This is a genomic window from Streptomyces sp. NPDC005263 (assembly GCF_042872365.1).
GTDB lineage: Bacteria > Actinomycetota > Actinomycetes > Streptomycetales > Streptomycetaceae > Streptomyces.
In genome coordinates, this window is record NZ_JBIAKJ010000002.1 from 813,780 (window position 1) to 832,339 (window position 18,560).

Below are 18,560 nucleotides of genomic sequence, written 5' to 3' on the forward strand. Positions count from 1 at the left end.
TGATCAGGAGGCAACCCGTGAGCGCGACCGCGGACCACGCGGAGGAGCGGACGAACCCTGCCGTCAGGCTGGGGTTCCAGCCCGAGCAGGTGGTCCAGGAGATCGGCTACGACGACGACGTAGACCAGGAACTCCGCGAGGCCATTGAGGAAGTCATCGGCAGCGACCTGGTGGATGAGGACTACGACGATGTAGCCGATGCCGTGGTGCTGTGGTTCCGCGACGAGGACGGCGACCTGACGGATGTGCTGGTGGACGCCATCACGTACATCGAGGAGGGCGGCTCGATCCTGCTGCTGACGCCGAAGACCGGCCGGGACGGCTACGTGGAGCCGAGCGACATCTCCGAAGCCGCGACGACCGCCGGGCTCTCCGCGTCGAAGAGCGTCAGCGTCGGCAAGGACTGGAGCGGCAGCCGGCTGGTGACGCCGAAGGCCGCGAAGACGAAGAAGTAACCCCGACCGCCGCACGCCCCGGACGGGCCGACCTCGTCGGCCCGTCCGGTGGCGTGCCGTGACCGGAGCGCGGGTCGTGTCTTTCGGATCGGCCTCCTCGCGGCCGCGGCGTCCGTCGGCGCCACGGCCCCGGGGGTGATCCGGAAGGCGCGGCCTAAGGTGGGTGCCACCCGAACAGCCCCACCCATCGAAGGGACATCCAGGAGATGGCGATCCAGGTAGGCGACAAGGCCCCTGACTTCGAGCTCAAGGACAACCACGGTGCCACCGTGAAGCTGTCCGACTTCCGCGGCGCCAAGAATGTCGTACTGCTGTTCTATCCCTTCGCCTTCACCGGTGTGTGCACCGGCGAGCTGTGCGAGCTGCGCGACAACCTTCCGCAGTTCTCCGACCGTGACACCCAGCTGCTCGCGGTGTCGAACGACTCCATCCACACCCTGCGGGTCTTCGCCGAGCAGGAGGGCCTGGAATACCCGCTGCTCAGCGACTTCTGGCCGCACGGCGAGGTCTCCCGGACCTACGGCGTCTTCGCCGAGGACAAGGGCTGCGCGGTGCGCGGCACCTTCGTCATCGACAAGGAGGGCGTCGTCCGCTGGACCGTCGTCAACGCCCTGCCGGACGCGCGTGACCTGAACGAGTACGTCAAGGCGCTCGACACCCTGTGATTGTTGCGGTGCAGGGACTGCGGCGTGCGGGAACCCGTCACTAGGATCGACTCGTTGATCCGACATCAGACGCACTTCGGGGCTCCCCGCCCCCGGACACCAATGGAGGACTCGTGGGAGTCAGCCTCAGCAAGGGCGGCAACGTATCGCTGACCAAGGAGGCCCCGGGCCTGACCGCGGTCATCGTCGGTCTGGGGTGGGACGTCCGCACCACGACCGGCACCGACTTCGACCTGGACGCCAGCGCCCTGCTGGTGAACTCGGCCGGCAAGGTCGCCAGCGACGCGAACTTCGTCTTCTTCAACAACCTCAAGAGCCCGGACGGCTCGGTCGAGCACACCGGCGACAACATCACCGGTGAGGGCGAGGGCGACGACGAGCAGATCAAGGTCAACCTCGCCACGGTCCCGGCCGACGTCGACAAGATCGTGTTCCCGGTCTCGATCTACGACGCCGAGAACCGCCAGCAGTCCTTCGGCCAGGTCCGCAACGCGTTCATCCGCGTCGTGAACCAGGCCGGCGAGGCGGAGATCGCGCGCTACGACCTCTCCGAGGACGCCTCCACCGAGACCGCCATGGTCTTCGGCGAGCTGTACCGCAACGGCGCGGAGTGGAAGTTCCGCGCCATCGGCCAGGGCTACGCCTCGGGTCTGCGCGGCATCGCGCAGGACTTCGGCGTGAACGTCTGACCTGCTGAAGGTCTCATTGTCCGGCGTCGCCCTGTTTGGGGGCGGCGCCGGACGTGCAGGACAAGCAGAGAAGTACCGTCTCGGGGAGGGACCAGCAACATGGGCGTCACGCTCGCCAAGGGAGGCAATGTCTCCCTGTCCAAGGCCGCACCCAACCTCACCCAGGTGATGGTCGGGCTCGGCTGGGACGCACGCTCCACCACCGGAGCCGATTTCGACCTCGACGCCAGCGCCCTGATGTGCAACAGCGGCCGGGTGCTCGGCGACGAGTGGTTCGTCTTCTACAACCAGCTCAAGAGCCCGGACGGCTCGGTCGAGCACACCGGCGACAACCTCACCGGTGAGGGCGAGGGCGACGACGAGTCGATCCTGATCGACCTCTCCATGGTGCCGCCCCAGTGCGACAAGATCGTCTTCCCGGTCTCCATCCACCAGGCCGACGAGCGGGGCCAGACCTTCGGGCAGGTCCAGAACGCCTTCATCCGTGTGGTCAACCAGGCCGACGGCCAGGAGCTCGCGCGCTACGACCTCAGCGAGGACGCCTCCACCGAAACCGCGATGATCTTCGGTGAGGTCTATCGCCACCAGGGCGAATGGAAGTTCCGGGCGGTGGGGCAGGGGTACGCGTCGGGGCTTCGGGGCATCGCTCTAGACTTCGGAGTCAATGTTTCGTAAAGCCGAGTACGGCGCGGGGGAGACCCGTACACACACGATTGGGTAGCCAGTGCTTCTGAAAACCTTCGGCTGGTCGTTCGCGGTCACCGCGCTCGGACTGGTCGCGGCGGTCTTCTACGGGGGGTGGACCGCCTTCGGAATCGTGGCGATCCTCACCGTCCTCGAGATCTCCCTGTCCTTCGACAACGCGGTGGTCAACGCCGGGATCCTGAAGAAGATGAATGCCTTCTGGCAGAAGATCTTCCTCACGGTCGGCGTCCTCATCGCCGTCTTCGGCATGCGACTGGTGTTCCCCGTCGTCATCGTCGCCATCAGCGCCAAGATCGGCCCCATAGACGCGGTCGACCTCGCGCTCAACGACAAGGACCATTACCAGCAACTGGTCACCGACGCCCACCCGTCGATCGCCGCCTTCGGCGGTATGTTCCTGCTGATGATCTTCCTCGACTTCATCTTCGAGGACCGCGACATCAAGTGGCTCGCCTGGCTGGAGCGGCCCCTGGCCAAGCTCGGCAAGGTCGACATGCTGTCGGTCTGCATCGCCCTGATCGTGCTGCTCATCACCTCGATGACCTTCGCGGCCCACGCCCACCAGCACGGCGGCGCGCACGCCGACAAGGCGCAGACGGTCCTCATCTCCGGTATCGCGGGCCTGATCACCTACATGATCGTGGGCGGTCTCTCCGGCTACTTCGAGGACAAACTCGAAGAGGAGGAGGAACGCGAGCACGAGGAGGAGGAAGAGGCCGAGCGCAGCGGCAAGAAGAAGCCGGCCGTCGTTCTGGCCGGCCAGGCCGCGTTCTTCATGTTCCTCTACCTGGAGGTCCTGGACGCGTCCTTCTCCTTCGACGGCGTGATCGGCGCCTTCGCCATCACCAACGACATCGTGCTGATGGCCCTCGGCCTCGGTATCGGCGCCATGTACGTCCGCTCGCTCACGGTCTACCTGGTCCGCCAGGGCACCCTCGACGACTACGTCTACCTGGAGCACGGCGCGCACTACGCGATCGGCGCCCTCGCCGTGCTCCTGCTGGTCACCATCCAGTACCAGATCAACGAGATCATCACCGGCCTGGTCGGCGTCGTCCTGATCGGCTGGTCCTTCTGGTCCTCGGTGCGGCGCAACAAGGCCCTGGCAGCGGCCGAGGGAAAAGCGGCGGGCTCGGACGAGAAGACTGAGGTCTCGTCCGGGGTGTGATCACCTTCTGAGTGAGGAACGCTCTGTGCGGGGCGGTGTCGGGGACGACTCCCCGGTGCCGCCCCGTCGGTCGTCAAGGACGGCGGGTGCACGACGGCCTGCGGTTCCTTCCAATGGAACGTGGGGGCGGGAATGGGCTTCTTCGACGGACTGCGGCGCGGGCGGGAGACCGACTTCGACTCCGGCAACGCCGCGACCAACTCGATCGAACTGACCAAACGGCACAGCCAGGTCTCCCTCACCAAGCAGGGCGCGGCCAACGGCCATCTGCGCGTCAACCTGGCCTGGCGGATGCGGACCTCCGACATGGGCGGCGCCCCGCGGGAGAGCCTGCTGAGGCATCCCTTCCAGGCGCTCAAACCGCCGGAGGTCCTCGGGCACAGCCAGAGCATGGTCAACGTCGACCTGGACCTGGGCTGCCTCTACGAACTCCAGGACGGCACCAAGGGCGTCGTGCAGCCCCTGGGCGGCTACCTCGGCGACGTCAACGCGGCGCCGTACGTGAAACTCAGCGGCGACGACCGGTTCGGATCGGCGTCCGGCGAGACGATGTACGTCAATCTCGACCACCGCGACGCCATCAAGCGGCTGCTGGTCTTCGTCTACATCTACGACCAGACGCCCGCCTTCGACCGTACCCACGCCATCGTCACGCTGTACCCGAGCAACGGGCCGCGGATCGAGATACATCTCGACGAGCGGCACCCCCAGGCCCGGTCCTGCGCGGTGGTGATGATCGAGAACGTCAAGGGCGAGCTGGTGGTCCGGCGCGAGGTGAAGTTCGTGTACGGCTTCCAGGCGGAACTGGACCGGCTGTACGGGTGGGGACTGCAGTGGGGCAGGGGCTACAAGACGAAGGTCGAGAAGTGAGTTCCGCGCCCGCCTCCGCGCCTGCCTCCGTGTCCGCCTCCGCGGGGACGGACGGCGCCCCCGCGGACGGGTTCCTCACCGTCCGATGAACTGCGGCCCCTGCGGCGGCAGGCGGAATTCCGGGTCCGGCGCGGTGGCCGTCGGCTGCGGGTAGCCGTAGGCGGGTTGGCCGGCCGGATGCGGGTACCCATAGGCCGGCTGGACCGTGGCCGCGGCGGCGGGCTGCTGGGGGTAGCCGTAGGCCGGCTGGGTGGGAACGCCGGTCGGCTGTTCCGGGGGCAGCGGCTGGGAGGAGAGCTCGGAGGCATGCTGGGTCGGTGCGGGCGAGCCCTGGACGACCGTGGTCGCCGCCATCTCCGGCGCCTCCTCCGGTCCTTCCGCGAGGCCGTCCGACTCGTCCACCGAGATGCCGTAGTCGGTCGCCAGGCCCTGCAGGCCGTTGGAGTAACCCTCGCCCAGCGCGCGGAACTTCCAGCTGTCACCTCGCCGGTACAGCTCACCGCAGATCAGGGCGGTCTCCTCGCCCGTCGTCGGCTGGATGTCGAAGTAGGCCAGCGGTTCACCGTCGGCGACCGTGGCGTCGTACAGCAGAATGCGCAGACTCTGGACGTGGTCGAAGGTGACGTCGTCCGCCGAAGCGACCAGGAAGATCTGACTGACGTCGGGCTCGACACCGGCGAGATCTGTCTGGATCGTGTCGGTGAGGCCCTCGGCGACACGCTTCTTGCCCAGGCGCCAGACCTTGCCGGAGGGATGCCGTGGCTGGTTGTAGAAGACGAAGTCCTCGTCCGATCGCACCCGGCCGTCGGCGCCGACGAGCAGCGCCGAGACATCGACGTCCGGAACCCCCTGCCCAGGCGCCCAGCGCAGTACTGCGCGTACCGTGGTGGTGGCGAGCGGGACGTTCGACCCCTTCAGCATCGCGTGCGTCATGCGGTCATCCTGCCCTCTCGGTCCTGGTCACGACAACGCGGGGGTCCGGGACCGCCGGAAACTCCCTCTGCCCCTCAACCTGGCTGTGTTCGCCCGCGTTACCAGAAATTCACGCCTGGCGGGAACCCTTGACTTAGATCTCTACGTACTATTACCGGCCACCTGTGAAGCGCTCACAGGGGTCGCTCGACCACCACGGGGGAGTTCCATGCGTCATTTCGGGCACATCGCCCCTGAGGTGCGGCAGCGCCTCTTCCACCAGGAGCCCGGCGCGTTCACCGCCGACTCCCCGGCCCGGCTGCTCTCGGCGGCCCTGGGCGCCACCCTCTACAGCCCCGCCACCCGGCCGCGGCTCGCCGACGACGTCGTCAAGCAGATCGACCGCGGCGTGGTCTCGATGGTGCTGTGCCTGGAGGACTCCATCGGCGACGAGGATGTCGCGGACGCCGAGGAGAACCTGGTACGGCAGTTCGCGGACCTCGCCGAACGCGGCCCGGCTGACCTCCCGCTGCTGTTCATCCGGGTGCGGACCCCCGAGCAGATCCCCGATCTGGTGCGACGGCTCGGCCCGGCCGCGCGGCTGCTGTCCGGTTTCGTGATGCCGAAGTTCACCGAGGAAAGCGGCATCCCCTTCCTGGAGGCCCTGCAGAGCGCCGAGGCCGAGAGCGGACGGCGACTGTTCGCCATGCCAGTGCTGGAGTCGCCGGAGCTGCTGTACCGCGAGTCGCGGGTGCAGACCCTGGAGGGCATCTCCCGCACGGTCGACAAGTACCGCGAGCGGGTGCTGGCGCTGCGCCTGGGCGTGACCGACTTCTGCTCCTCGTACGGTCTGCGCAGGGCCCCCGACATGACCGCGTGGGACGTGCAGATCGTCGCCTCCGTGATCTCCGACGTGGTGAACATGCTGGGGCGGGCCGACGGGACCGGATTCACGGTGACCGGACCGGTGTGGGAGTACTTCCGCGTGCAGGAACGTATGTTCAAGCCGCAGCTGCGCCGCAGTCCCTTCCTGGAGGGCCAGGCCGAGGAGCTGCGCGAGGCGCTCATCGAGCACTCCATGGACGGGCTGCTGCGCGAGATCACCCTCGACCAGGCCAACGGACTGCTCGGCAAGACCTGTATCCACCCCTCCCATGTGCTGCCCGTGCACGCACTGTCGGTGGTCAGTCACGAGGAGTTCAGCGACGCCCAGGACATCCTGCGGCCCGAGCGGGGCGGCGGCGGGGTGCTGAGGTCGGCGTACACGAACAAGATGAACGAAGTGAAGCCGCACCGCGCCTGGGCGGAGCGGACCCTGCTGCGCGCCGAGGTCTTCGGGGTGGCGAACGAGGACGTCGGTTTCGTGGAGCTCCTCGCCGCCGGGATCCCGGCCTGACCGGCTCCTTCTCCACCGGCTTCTACTCCACCGGTTTCCACTCCACCGGTTTCCACTCAAGGGTCCACCGGTTTCTACTCAAGGGACGTATGAACAACGCAGTGAACGACGGGGTGTGGTCCGGCAGTTGGGTCGCCGAGCGGCTCGGCGTCGAACTCGTGGGCGACGACGGGCTGAAGGACCTGCTGGGGCTGGCGCTGCGCCGCAACCCCAAGCGGGCGCACCTGCTGGTCTCCCACGTCCTCGGCAAGCACGTACCGCAGTCGCCGTCCGTGGTGTACGGCTACGGCGTCGACCTCGGCAGGCGGGTGCGTGACCTGCTGGGCGCCGAGGCGGGCCGGGCGGTCGTCCTCGGGTACGCGGAGACCGCCACCGGGCTCGGCCACTCGGTCGCGGACGGCCTCGGTCAGGCCCCCTACCTGCACTCCACCCGCCGCCCCGTTCCGGGTGTGGCCACGGCGGGCGGCTTCGAGGAGTCCCACTCGCACGCCACCTCCCATCTCCTGCTGCCCCAGGACCCGGCCCTGCTGGCGGGCGACGGGCCGCTGGTGCTGGTCGACGACGAGTTCTCCACCGGCAACACGGTGCTGAACACCGTCCGGGACCTGCATGAGCGGTATCCGCGGCGGCGGTACGTGGTGGTCGCCCTGGTCGACATGCGGTCGGCGGCGGACGCGGGCCGACTGGACGACTTCGCGCGGGAGATCGGCGCGAGGGTGGACCTGGTGGCGGCGGCGTCGGGGGCGGTGCGGCTGCCGGAAGGGGTGCTGGAGAAGGGGCAGGAGTTGGTGGCGCGGTACGAGTCCGAGGGTGCCGCGCAGGGTATGCGGTCGTCCGCGGGCGCGTCGTGGCCGGTCGCGCAGTTCCCCGCGCCCCCTGCTTTGGGGGCGCGGGGAACTGCGCGATCAGCCCCCACCCACCCGCAGACGCCCCACGACCACGTCACCCGAGTCGACCTGCGCTGGCCCCAAGGCCTCCCCGACGGCGGTCGGCACGGCTTCACCCCCGCGCACCGCACCCGCCTGGAGCACGCACTCCCCGCGATGGCGGCACGCCTCGCCGAGGCGCTCCCGGACGACGCCCGCCGCGTCCACGTCCTCGGCTTCGAGGAGCTGATGTACGCCCCGCTCAGGCTCGCCCGCGAGCTCGAGCAGGTCACCGACGCCCAGGTGCGCTACTCGACCACCACCCGCTCGCCCGTCCTCGCCGTCGACGACCCGGGCTACGCGATACGCAGCCGCCTGGTCTTCCCGGCACACGACGACCCGGCGGACGGCCCCGGCGAGCGCTACGCCTACAACGTGGCGGGCGCCGGCTTCGACGCCGTCGTCGCGGTCGTGGACTCGGCCGCCGACACCCCCGAACTGCACGAGCCGGGCGGCCTGTTGGACCAGCTCGCGGCACACACGCCCCAGGTCCTGCTCGCGGTGGTCCCCTCGTACGTCCCCGAACCCTGGAACGTCCCCGAAAGGCCCGCCATGCTGCCCGAGCCCCTCCGCGGCCCCGCCTTCTCCTCGTACCCGCCCGACGAGGTCGGCTGGCTGCTCCAGGACCTCTCGGACGTGTCGCTGGAGGCGCCGACCGAGGAGCGCGAGGAGGCCATCCAGAGCGGCGGGGCGCACTACGCCGAGTCGCTGCCGGTGGAGTACCAGCCCAGCGAGCAGTACCAGGAGCTGTTCCACACCGCCCTGGAGGAGTCGGCGGCGCGGCTGGCGCGGGCGGTGGGCGCGGTCACCGAGATCGTGCTCACCGAGAGGTCCTCGCGGCCCGTGCTGGTGTCGCTGGCCCGCGCGGGCACCCCCGTCGGCGTGCTGATGCGCCGTTGGGCCCGGTTCCGGTACGGGCTCGACCTGCCGCACTACGCCGTCTCCATCGTGCGCGGCCGCGGCATCGACGCCAACGCGCTGCGCTGGCTGGCCGCCCACCACGACCCCCGGGACGTCGTCTTCGTCGACGGCTGGACCGGCAAGGGCGCCATCACCCGTGAACTCGCCGACGCGCTCGAGGAGTTCGAGGCCTCCGACGGCGTCACCGGCTTCGACCCGGAGATCGCGGTGCTGGCCGACCCCGGCTCCTGCGTCCGGACGTACGGCACCCGGGAGGACTTCCTGATCCCCTCCGCCTGCCTCAACTCCACGGTGTCCGGCCTCATATCCCGTACCGTGCTGCGCGCCGACCTGGTCGGACCGGACGACTTCCACGGCGCGAAGTTCTACCGCGAACTCGCCGGCACCGATGTGTCCGTCGCCTTCCTGGACGCGGTGTCCGCCCGCTTCCCTGAGGTCCTGGACGCGGTGGACACGCAGGCCAAGGAGCTGCTGTCCGGCGACCGCGCCCCGACCTGGGAGGGCTGGGCGGCCGTCGAGCGGATCAGCGAGGAGTACGGCATCCACGACGTGAACCTCGTCAAGCCCGGCGTCGGCGAGACCACCCGGGTGCTGCTGCGCCGGGTGCCCTGGAAGATCCTTGCGCGAGCCGGAGCGGGGGCCGACCTGGACCACGTACGCCTGCTCGCCGAACAGAGAGGTGTCCCGGTGGAAGAGGTCGCCGAACTCCCGTACACCTGTGTGGGGTTGATCCACCCGAAGTACACGCGGGGCGCGACCGGCGCCGACGGCCGGGCGGTGACGGTCTGATGCCGGTGCTGGTGGCGAGTGACCTCGACCGTACGCTCATCTACTCCGCCGCGGCCCTCGCGCTGACCATGCCGGACGCGCGGGCGCCCCGGCTGCTGTGCGTCGAGGTGCACGAGAGCAAGCCGCTGTCGTACATGACGGAGACATCGGCCGGACTGCTCGCCGAACTCGGCGACGCGGCGGTCTTCGTCCCGACGACGACCCGGACCCGCAAGCAGTACCAGCGCATCAACCTGCCCGGCCCGCCGCCCGCGTACGCGATCTGCGCCAACGGCGGGCACCTCCTGGTGGACGGTGTCACCGACACCGACTGGCACACGCGCGTCACGGCCCGGCTGGCCGACGAGTGCGCCCCGCTGGACGAGGTGCGCGAGCATCTCATGCGGACCGCCGACCCGCTGTGGGTGCGCAAGCACCGGATCGCCGAGGACCTCTTCGCCTACCTGGTCGTCGAACGTGAACTCCTCCCCGAGGAGTGGGTGAAGGAACTGGCGGTCTGGGCGGAGAACCGGGGCTGGACGGTCTCCCTCCAGGGCCGCAAGATCTACGCCGTCCCGAAGCCGCTCACCAAGAGCGCCGCACTGCACGAGGTCGCCCGCCGCACCGGGGCCGCGCTCACCCTGGCGGCCGGTGACTCCCTGCTCGACGCCGACCTCCTGCTCGCTGCGGACCGGGGCTGGCGGCCGGGGCACGGCGAACTGGCGGACGCCGACTGGACCGCCCCGGCGGTCACTGCCCTGCCCGAGCGGGGGGTGCTCGCGGGGGAGCGGATCCTGCGGGAGTTCCTGCGGGTGGCGCGGCAGGGGACGGTCTGAGGGTCGCCCCTCGGCGGGGCTCGGCGGGCTTCAGCGGGCCTTCGGTGGGACCTCGGCGGGCGGTGCGGGCTTTCGGGAAGCTTCAGGCCGCCCGCCCGCGCCCCCGCCCGCTCCGGTCCGCCCCCGGCCGCCGCCGCAGCCGTACGCCGACGAACGCCAGGACCGCCACCACGGCCATGGCGAGGACGACCTTCGAGTACGCGGAGACGATCGAGGTGACCTCCGCCCAGTTGTCGCCCAGGGCGTACCCCGCGAGCACGAACGCGGTGTTCCAGATCGCGCTGCCCAGCGTGGTCAGGCCGAGGAACACCGGCACGGGCATGCGCTCGACACCGGCCGGCACCGATATCAGGCTGCGGAAGATCGGGATCATCCGGCCGAAGAACACCGCCTTGGTGCCGTGCCGCAGGAACCACGCCTCGGTCTTCTCGATGTCCGCGACCTTCACCAGCGGCAGCCGGGCCGCGACGGCGACCGTGCGGTCCCGCCCGAGCAGGGCGCCGACCCCGTAGAGCGCGAGCGCGCCGACCACCGAACCCGCCGTCGTCCACAGCAGGACGGCGAGCAGGCCCATCCGTCCGCTGCCGGCCGCGAAACCCGCGAGCGGCAGGATGACCTCGCTGGGCAGCGGAGGGAAGAGGTTCTCCAGCGCGATGGCGATGCCCGCGCCGGGGGCGCCCAGCGTGTCCATGAGGTCGTTGACCCACTGCGGGGCCGGGCCCCCGTCCGGGGCCGTCCCCGCTGCGATGGCTGTCATGCGGTCACGGTAGGGAGTCCCAGCTGAAGGGAGCCTGAGGAAGGCGGGCCGGAACGGCCGTCAGCCGCAGCAGCCCCCGCCGCAGCAGCCTCCGCCCCCACCGCCACTCGCCCGGGGCGCCGCCGGGGCGGCGGCCGAGCCGCCGACCGCCACGGTGGACAGCAGCTTCACGGTGTCGTCGTGGCCGCCGGGGCAGGCCGCGGGGGCGGAGGACTCGGCCATGGGCCGGCTGAGTTCGAAGGTGTCGCCGCAGGTCCGGCAGCGGTACTCGTAGCGAGGCATGCGCTCAGGGTAGCGGGGCACCCTGGGCCGCGAGTGTGATCAACATCTCAAGAACGGCATGATCCTTACTGGTCGGTATGTGGTTGTTCGGGTCAACTTCTTATATGGAGAAACTGCGAAGATCGTTGGTACTTTTCGGTGGTGACCGGGACAGCACCACACGCGGGCCGGCCGACTGACCACCGCCGCCCGCGCCGTCGACGGACGGCATCAAAACGGTCACCGTGGACGACATTCCGCCGCCTCCGCCCCACCTATCCGCAGCCGGGCCGCACCGGGTGGCGCCGTTGGGTCCCTTCCCCGCGCCAGTCGCTCGGCGTCGTCCTGGCCTCCGTCGGCATGACCGGGCTGTTCCTGGGCGTCGCCTACGCGGCCACGGACATACCGGAGAACCTGAACAGCTACGCCACCCAGCAGGACAACGTCTACTTCTGGTCCGACGGCACCCCCATGGCCCGCACCGGCTGGGTGCGGCGGCAGGAGATGCCGCTGAAGGACATACCCGAGGACGTGCGCTGGGCGGTGCTCGCGGCGGAGAACGAGAGCTTCTACTCCGACCCCGGCATCTCCTTGAAGGGCCTGACCCGCGCGCTGTGGCGCAGCGTCGGCGAGGGGGACACCGAGGGCGGCTCGACCATCACCCAGCAGTACGTCAAGAACGTCTACCTGACGCAGAACCGGACGGTCGGCCGCAAGTTGAGCGAGGCGATGATCGCCCTCAAGCTCGACAGCAGGATGAGCAAGGACGAGATCCTGGAGGGCTACCTCAACACCAGCTGGTTCGGCCGCGGCACGTACGGCATCCAACGCGCCTCGCAGGCCTACTACGGCAAGGACGTCACCAGCCTGAACGCCAGCGAGGCCGCCTTCCTCGCCTCCCTGTTGAAGGGCGCAGGGCTGTACGACCCCACGCTCAGCGAGGCCAACCACCGGCGTGCCGTGGATCGTTGGTCCTGGACCCTGGACCGGATGGTCGAGGTCGGCAAGCTGTCGCGCGCCGAGCGGGCCACGTACAAGACGTTCCCGGAGCCGCTCAAGTCGGTCCGTGTCTACGACACCGGCAAACAGAGCGACTACCTGGTGGAGTTGGCGCAGCAGTACGCCAAGAAGTCCGCCCACATCTCGGACAAGCAGTTCGACCTCGGCGGCTACCAGATCTACACGACCTTCGACCGCAAGCGTGAGGCCGCTCTCACCGACGCCGTGTCCAAGGCCCGCGATCAGGCGAAGAAGGCCGACCCGGAAGCGGCGAAGACCGCGCACTACGGTGCCGCCTCCGTCGCCACCGACGGCCGGATCCTCGCCGTCCACGGCGGACCCGACCACCGTACGCAGGGCTACAACGAGTCCAACGCCAGTACCGTGCGGGCCGGTTCGGCGTTCCTGCCGTTCGTCTACGCGGCCGGCCTCGAGCACGGAATCCGCACAACACGAGAGGGTCCTGCCACGCCGGTCACCCCGCAGACGCCCTACGACGGCGACGACAACGTTCCCGTCACCACTCCCGAGGGGCCGTACTGGGACCGCGGCGGCAAGACGGTCGCCGCCCGCAACGACGGCGGGAAGTCGTACGGGCGGATCACCCTCGGCAAGGCGCTCGCCCTGTCCGTGAACACGCCGTTCATGCAGCTCGGCATGGACACCGGCCTGGACAAGGTGAGCGCGACCGCCGAGGCGGCCGGACTGCTCGGCTCCAGCCTGGGTCCGCAGGTTCCGGCGCTGTCCGTGGGCAACTCCACCCCGAGCGCCATCCGGATGGCGAGCGGCTACGCGACCTTCGCCGCGGCGGGCAAGCACACCGAGCCGTACTCGGTGCGCCGTATCACCCGCAACGGCTCCGAGGTCCGGCTGGACACTCCCGCCGCGCGCCGGGCGGTCGGCGCCCAGGTGGCCGCGGAGGTCTCCCAGGCGCTGACCGACTCCCTGCGGGCCGCCCATCCCACCGTCCCCGCCCTGGACGCCGGCGGGAAGTCCGGCACCACCGAGGACGACACCGCCGCCTGGTACGCCGGTACCTCCGGGTCCGTGTCGACCGCGGTCGTCGTCTACCGCATGGACCTGGCCAAGTCCCTCGAGCCGCTGCCGCTCAAGGGGCTGGCCGGCGGCTCGTCCGACAGCGTCCCGTACGCCGTGTGGTCGGGCGCCATGGGCCTCGGCTGATCTCCGAGCCCCGCACCACTCCTCACCCCCCCCGCGCAGAATGAGCACCGCATGCCTCGCATGAAGACCTCCACCGGCAGGCGCCGCAAAGAGCGCCCCCGCCGCCGGGCCAGTCCGGAGTTCCTGACCGTCGCCGCCTTCCTCGTCGTGGCCACCCTGGTCGGGGGCTCCCTGGCCCTGACCCACCAGGACCACACCGCGCCCACCGCCTCCACCGAGACCGGCAAGACCCCCGAAGCCGCCCCCAAGAAGACCGCCGAACCGAAGTGGGACGGGAAGGTCAAGGTCCTCGGGGACGGCTCCACCTCCTACACCGGCCCGCAGAAAGGGCAGTTGAAGGCGAAGCCGCTCAAGCCCGGTGAGAAGCCGCCCCAGTTCGTCGTCTTCTCCTGGGACGGCGCGCTGGAGGGCAGCGACCGCCTCTTCTCGCACTACCGGGAGTTGGCGAAGACCTACGACGCCCACATGACGTTCTTCCTCACCGGTATCTACCTGCTCCCGAAGGACAAGGCGAAGCTCTACCGCCCGCCGCAGCACCCGGCGGGCTCAGCGGCCATCGACTTCGCCACCGGCGAGCACATCCGCACCACGCTGGAACAGCTTCGCAAGTCCTACGAGGACGGGAACGAGATCGGCACCCACTTCAACGGGCACTTCTGCGAGCAGAAGGGCGGCAAGGACTGGAGCGTCGCCGAGTGGAAGAGCGAGATCGACCAGTTCTACTCGATCGTCGAGAACTGGAAGACCAACACTGGCTACCGCGACATCGACCCGCTGCCCTTCGACTTCAAGAAGGCGGTCACCGGCGGCCGCGCCCCCTGCCTGGAGGGACAGAAGAACCTGCTGAAGGCCGCCGAGAGCTACGGCTGGCGCTACGACGCCAGCTCCGCCGGTGACTTCCAGATATGGCCGACCAAGAAGGACGACATCTGGAACTTCCCGCTCCAGATGCTTCCCTACGAGGGCGGCAAGTACCAGGGCCTCTCGATGGACTTCAACTACCTCTACAACCAGTCCGACGGTGAGACCGATGGCGACCCCGCCGAGTACCCGAAGTGGCAGCAGGAGACCGTCGAGTCCTACATGTCCGGCTTCAACCGCGTGTACTACGGCAGCCGGGCCCCGCTCTTCGTCGGCAACCACTTCGAGGACTGGAACGGCGGCATCTACATGAAGGCCGTCGACCAGGTCATCGAGAACGTCTGCACGAAGAAGGACGTCAAGTGCGTGTCCTTCAAGGAGCTGGCCGACTGGCTGGACGTGCAGAAGCCCGAGACCTTGGCGAACCTGCGCGGACTGGACCCCGCGCAGGCCCCCGACTGGTCGACGGTCGTGCACTGAATCACCCCCCGCGTCAAGGAGACACCCAGTGAGATCAAGCAAGTCCGGTACGAGCAGGGCCCGTCGCGCCACCGTGATCGCGTCGGCCCTCTCCGCCACCCTGCTCCCCGTGGGAGCCGCCCACGCGGACGGCTCCCCGTCCCCCGTCGTGACCGCGGCGACCACCGACACGTTCGGCCGTGTCGCGGACGCCCTGCTCACCGAGCGCACGGCGGCCCTCCTGCAAGGGGCCCCGGCCGCTCGTACGACCCTGAAGGCCACCTCCGGCGTCCAGCTCGCCGCCGCGCAGGCCACGACGGAGAAGACCGCCCTGACGTCCCTGCGGGACACCCGCTCCCGGCTCGCCGCGCTCGGTGAGGCCTACACCGACGCCGACACCAAGGTCACCGTCGACAGCACCCGCCTCAGCGGCGACACGGCCACCGTCCAGGTCACCGAGGCCTCCACGCTGACGTACGCGAAGATACGCGGCGACGAACCCGCCACCACGGGCTTCACCGCGCACCACGAACTCACCTTCGCCGCCCGCCCGGACGGCACCTGGCAGCTCACCGGCGAACGGCTCACCGACCGCGGCCCCCGCCCCGTCAACCAGCCCGCCCCGGCCGCCACGTCGGGCCTGGTCCGCACGATGGCCGTCATCGACGCGCCCAAGTCGGCCATCACCTACCCCGCCCCGGCCAAGCCCAAGAACCTCGCCACCACGACCCCGTACAACTACGGAGCGATGGCGACGTACGCCGAGAAGTACTGGAAGGACTACAACGCCGCCTACCGCCGCTACAACAGCGTCGGCGGCGACTGCACCAACTTCCTCAGCCAGTCCCTGTTCGCCGGCGGCTGGAAGCAGGTCACCAGCTCCACGGAGGACTACAGCACCTGGTTCTCCAACACGAGCGAGTCCGACACCTGGATCGGCGTCAACGAGTGGTCCTGGTTCACGCAGACCGCCAAGCGGACGACCGCGCTGCCGAACGCCTACCAGATGGACCTCGGTGACGTGCTGCAGGTGGACTTCGACAAGGACGGGTCGAAGGACCACTCCATGATGACCACGTACCGCAGCTCCAGCGGTGTCCCGTACCTGACGTACCACGACACCGACACCTACCGTCGGTCGCTGTCGAGCCTGATCGCGTCGTACCCGAACTCGGCGTACTACGGCTACCGCAGCTAGGCGCTCCGCTGGGGGGTGCCGAATTTCGACTGCGGCGGCGTGGGGGCTGGTCGCGCCCACGCGGCGGAGCCGCATATCGATACAGCCCCGCGCCCCTGGGGGGTGCTGAGCCGCGTTTCTCCAGTGCGGCGGCGTGGGGGCTGGTCGCGCAGTTCCCCGCGCCCCTAGGGGGGCGGAGCCGCATATCGATACAGCGCCGCGCCCCCCTAGGGCGTTGCGGAACCCCGGTCCTCTCGGATCTGTGCGACCACTCGGGCCACCGACTGGCGTACCGCCTCCGTCTCCGTGAGGAAGTGCCAGTAGTCGGGGTGGCGGCCCTCCAGGCTCGCGATCGCCCGGTCCAGGCGGCCCACGGAGTCGTCGAGCGGCCGGGCGTGTCGCGGTTCGGGTGTCGTCCGGCCGGTCATCGCCAGCCGCTGGGCGTCCCGGATCGCGAAGCGCGTCCGGTCGATCTCCTGCTGCGGGTCCTTCTGCACGGCGTTGAGCCGATCCAGCCGGTCGCGCGCGGCTGACACCGACTCGTCGGTCGTGTTCAGCAGCGCGCGCACGGTCGACAGCAGGGCGGTGGCGTCCGGCCAGCGCTGTTCCTCACGGGCGGCGCGGGCCTCCCGCAGTTTCCGCTCGGCCTGCGCCACGTTCTGGGCGGCCTGCTCCGGAACGTGCTGGAGGTCCTGCCAGCAGGCCGCGGTGAAACGCCGCCGCAGCTCGCTGAGGACCGGCTCGACCTGCCCGGCGCGGGTGGTGAGGGCCTGGGCGCGGGTGCGCAGGGAGACCAGCCGGTGGTCGATCTCGGCGGCCCGCTCGGGCAGCCGCTCGGCCTCCACCCGGACCGCCTCGGCCTCCCGCGCCACCCGTTCGGCGCGCTCCAGGGTCTCCGGCACGCCGTGCTGTCCGGCACCCTGGTTGAGTTTGGTCAGCTCGGGGGCGAGGGCGGCGAGCCGTGCCGCCAGATCGTCCGCCGTCAGCCCCGACCCGCGTACGCCGTCGAGGGCGTTCGACGCGGCGAGCAGTCCCTGCCGGGCCCGTTCGACCGCCGGGGCCAGCCGGGCCAGCTGCGTCTCCGCCTTGCCGAGCAGCGGACCGAGGCTGTCGCCGAAACGGTCCAGCTCCCGCTTGACGTCGGTCAGGCCGTCCTTGGCCTTGGTGAGCTCGGTACGCGCGTGGGCCGCGACCGACGCCTCCAGGTCGTCCCGGTCCAGGTCGTGGGCGTCCACGGCCTCGATGTAACGCCCGCTGGCCTCGTCGATGCGCCGGCCCAGCGCGTCGAAGTCCGAGACCGCGCGCCGGGCGGCCGGGGAGTCGTCGACCGCCCTGATCGTCTCGATGGAGATCCGCAGGTCGCGCTGGGCGGTGTCCAGCTCGTAGAACGCGGCCGCCGCGGCGTCCTTCGCCGCCTGCGCGTCGGCCCGCTGGCTCTCCGCGCGCCCGCCGAACCAGCGCCGGGTACCTCCGCCGGCGAAGGCGACGGGCAGCGCGAGCGCGGCGACCAGGGGCAGGCAGACCAGGGTGAGGGTGTCACGGAGCGCGAGCCGCACGGGATGGTGTGCGCCCGGAACCAACGGCGAGTCCGACTGCGGTGGTGTCGCCGTCACATCCCTCTCCCGTGCTGTCATCCGTCCTGCCCAGTGTCATTCTCCCACCGGTTGAAGACGAACACACGGGCCGGTCAGTTCACGGTTCGGACCGTGATTTTGCCGTCGCCGGTCTGCGCGGACACCCGGTGCGAGCTGGAGTCGCTGCGCGGCACGGACACGTCCTCGCCGCCGTCGCCGGTCCGGGTCGTGACGCGGTACGTGGCGCGGGGCAGTTCCAGCGTGACGGAGCCGTCTCCGGAGCGGGACTCCACCAGATCCGGTACCGAGCCGAGCGCGAGGTGCACCGAGCCGTCGCCGCTCCGGGTGCTGACCTTCCGCGAGGAGACCTCGGCGCGGATCGACCCGTCGCCGGTACGCAGGTCCAGCGGGCCGGTGGTGTCGGTGACGCGCACCGAGCCGTCTCCGGTACTGATGCTCAGCGGGTCCTCGAAGCCCCGGGCCCGGACGCTGCCGTCGCCGTCCTCCACCCGCACGGTGATTCCGCGCGGCACCTCGATGCGGTGGCGGGCGGCGCAGTCGGCGACCACGCCGGTGCACTTCATCCGCAGCTTCAGCCGGTCCTCCCGCATGGACCAGGTGACCTTGGGATCCTTGCCGACGGCGACCCTGCCCTTGAACCAGCGGGTCACCTCGATCTTGCCCGACGGGTTGCCGTCGGCGGCGACGATCTCCAGCGCCGAGTCGTCGGAGTCGATGGTGAGCGTGCGTCCCTGCAACGCGAAGGAGCGGTGATCGGGGTCCTTGTCGTCCCCGGCGGAGGCACCGCAGGCGGCGGTCCCCGCGACGAGGAGCGTGACGAGACCGGCGGCGGCGACGGTTCGGGCGGCGACGGAACGGGCCATGACTGATTCCCCCTGGGACGGCTGACGAAGGCTCGGCAGGCGCTCCGCGCGCCCGCTCTGGTCCGCTCTTCGTCCTTCGACCGTACGGATCCGTG

General features: G+C 70.0%; 17 protein-coding genes. 12 read left to right on the forward strand and 5 right to left on the reverse strand.

Going from position 1 to position 18,560, the window contains the following annotated elements:
* The first annotated feature begins 17 nt into the window (after positions 1-17).
* From ACFYRY_RS10925 to ACFYRY_RS10950, 6 genes are all read left to right on the forward strand, one after another.
* The gene (locus ACFYRY_RS10925) at positions 18-455 is read left to right on the forward strand and encodes a DUF3052 domain-containing protein (protein WP_356766479.1); all 438 of its coding nucleotides are present in this window, start codon (positions 18-20) and stop codon (positions 453-455) included.
* A gap of 206 nt (positions 456-661) precedes the next feature.
* Complete coding sequence (locus tag ACFYRY_RS10930) at positions 662-1,120, forward strand: peroxiredoxin (RefSeq protein ID WP_389142406.1); 459 nt, start codon at positions 662-664, stop codon at positions 1,118-1,120.
* A gap of 113 nt (positions 1,121-1,233) precedes the next feature.
* A complete protein-coding gene (locus ACFYRY_RS10935; RefSeq protein WP_389142408.1) occupies positions 1,234-1,809 on the forward strand; it encodes a calcium homeostasis/redox stress adaptation protein in 576 nt (191 codons plus the stop codon).
* A 99-nt stretch (positions 1,810-1,908) separates the two neighbouring features.
* A complete protein-coding gene (locus ACFYRY_RS10940) occupies positions 1,909-2,484 on the forward strand; it encodes a TerD family protein (protein ID WP_356766485.1) in 576 nt (191 codons plus the stop codon).
* Positions 2,485-2,533: 49 nt separating this feature from the next.
* Complete coding sequence (locus ACFYRY_RS10945; RefSeq protein WP_389142410.1) at positions 2,534-3,682, forward strand: DUF475 domain-containing protein; 1,149 nt, start codon at positions 2,534-2,536, stop codon at positions 3,680-3,682.
* A gap of 132 nt (positions 3,683-3,814) precedes the next feature.
* A complete protein-coding gene (locus ACFYRY_RS10950; protein WP_389142412.1) occupies positions 3,815-4,552 on the forward strand; it encodes a Tellurium resistance in 738 nt (245 codons plus the stop codon).
* A 75-nt stretch (positions 4,553-4,627) separates the two neighbouring features.
* Here the strand turns inward: ACFYRY_RS10950 and ACFYRY_RS10955 are convergent, their stop codons facing one another.
* Positions 4,628-5,485, reverse strand: a complete 858-nt coding sequence (locus ACFYRY_RS10955; RefSeq protein WP_389142414.1) for a TerD family protein — start codon at positions 5,483-5,485, stop codon at positions 4,628-4,630.
* A 208-nt stretch (positions 5,486-5,693) separates the two neighbouring features.
* Here ACFYRY_RS10955 and ACFYRY_RS10960 point away from each other — a divergent pair, with 208 nt between their 5' ends.
* From ACFYRY_RS10960 to ACFYRY_RS10970, 3 genes are all read left to right on the forward strand, one after another.
* Positions 5,694-6,860: an HpcH/HpaI aldolase/citrate lyase family protein gene (locus tag ACFYRY_RS10960; RefSeq protein WP_389142416.1), complete on the forward strand. Its 1,167-nt coding sequence runs from the start codon at positions 5,694-5,696 to the stop codon at positions 6,858-6,860.
* 89 nt (positions 6,861-6,949) lie between these two features.
* A complete protein-coding gene (locus tag ACFYRY_RS10965) occupies positions 6,950-9,496 on the forward strand; it encodes a phosphoribosyltransferase (RefSeq protein WP_389142418.1) in 2,547 nt (848 codons plus the stop codon).
* Positions 9,496-10,311: an HAD family hydrolase gene (locus ACFYRY_RS10970; RefSeq protein ID WP_389142420.1), complete on the forward strand. Its 816-nt coding sequence runs from the start codon at positions 9,496-9,498 to the stop codon at positions 10,309-10,311. The genes ACFYRY_RS10965 and ACFYRY_RS10970 overlap by 1 nt, the downstream gene beginning before the upstream one ends.
* Positions 10,312-10,393: 82 nt before the next feature.
* On the opposite strand, the gene ACFYRY_RS10975 is transcribed toward ACFYRY_RS10970, so the two are convergent.
* Entirely contained in the window at positions 10,394-11,068 is a 675-nt protein-coding gene (locus tag ACFYRY_RS10975; protein ID WP_389142422.1) for a DedA family protein, read from the reverse strand.
* Positions 11,069-11,128: 60 nt separating this feature from the next.
* A complete protein-coding gene (locus ACFYRY_RS10980) occupies positions 11,129-11,350 on the reverse strand; it encodes a zinc ribbon domain-containing protein (RefSeq protein WP_389142424.1) in 222 nt (73 codons plus the stop codon).
* A gap of 339 nt (positions 11,351-11,689) precedes the next feature.
* Here ACFYRY_RS10980 and ACFYRY_RS10985 point away from each other — a divergent pair, with 339 nt between their 5' ends.
* From ACFYRY_RS10985 to ACFYRY_RS10995, 3 genes are read left to right on the forward strand one after another with little or no spacing between them, the layout of a single operon-like run.
* On the forward strand, positions 11,690-13,510 hold the full coding sequence (locus ACFYRY_RS10985) for a transglycosylase domain-containing protein (RefSeq protein WP_389142426.1): 1,821 nt from the start codon (positions 11,690-11,692) through the stop codon (positions 13,508-13,510).
* Between the two features lie 60 nt (positions 13,511-13,570).
* Positions 13,571-14,851 carry a hypothetical protein gene (locus ACFYRY_RS10990; protein WP_389143721.1) on the forward strand — a complete coding sequence of 427 codons (1,281 nt, stop codon included), beginning with the start codon at positions 13,571-13,573 and terminating at the stop codon, positions 14,849-14,851.
* Between the two features lie 28 nt (positions 14,852-14,879).
* Positions 14,880-16,028: an amidase domain-containing protein gene (locus ACFYRY_RS10995; RefSeq protein WP_389142428.1), complete on the forward strand. Its 1,149-nt coding sequence runs from the start codon at positions 14,880-14,882 to the stop codon at positions 16,026-16,028.
* A gap of 206 nt (positions 16,029-16,234) precedes the next feature.
* Here the strand turns inward: ACFYRY_RS10995 and ACFYRY_RS11000 are convergent, their stop codons facing one another.
* Complete coding sequence (locus tag ACFYRY_RS11000; RefSeq protein ID WP_389142430.1) at positions 16,235-17,620, reverse strand: hypothetical protein; 1,386 nt, start codon at positions 17,618-17,620, stop codon at positions 16,235-16,237.
* A gap of 74 nt (positions 17,621-17,694) precedes the next feature.
* Positions 17,695-18,465, reverse strand: coding sequence for a DUF4097 family beta strand repeat-containing protein (locus ACFYRY_RS11005; RefSeq protein ID WP_389142432.1), 771 nt, complete (start codon positions 18,463-18,465; stop codon positions 17,695-17,697).
* Positions 18,466-18,560: the final 95 nt, after the last annotated feature.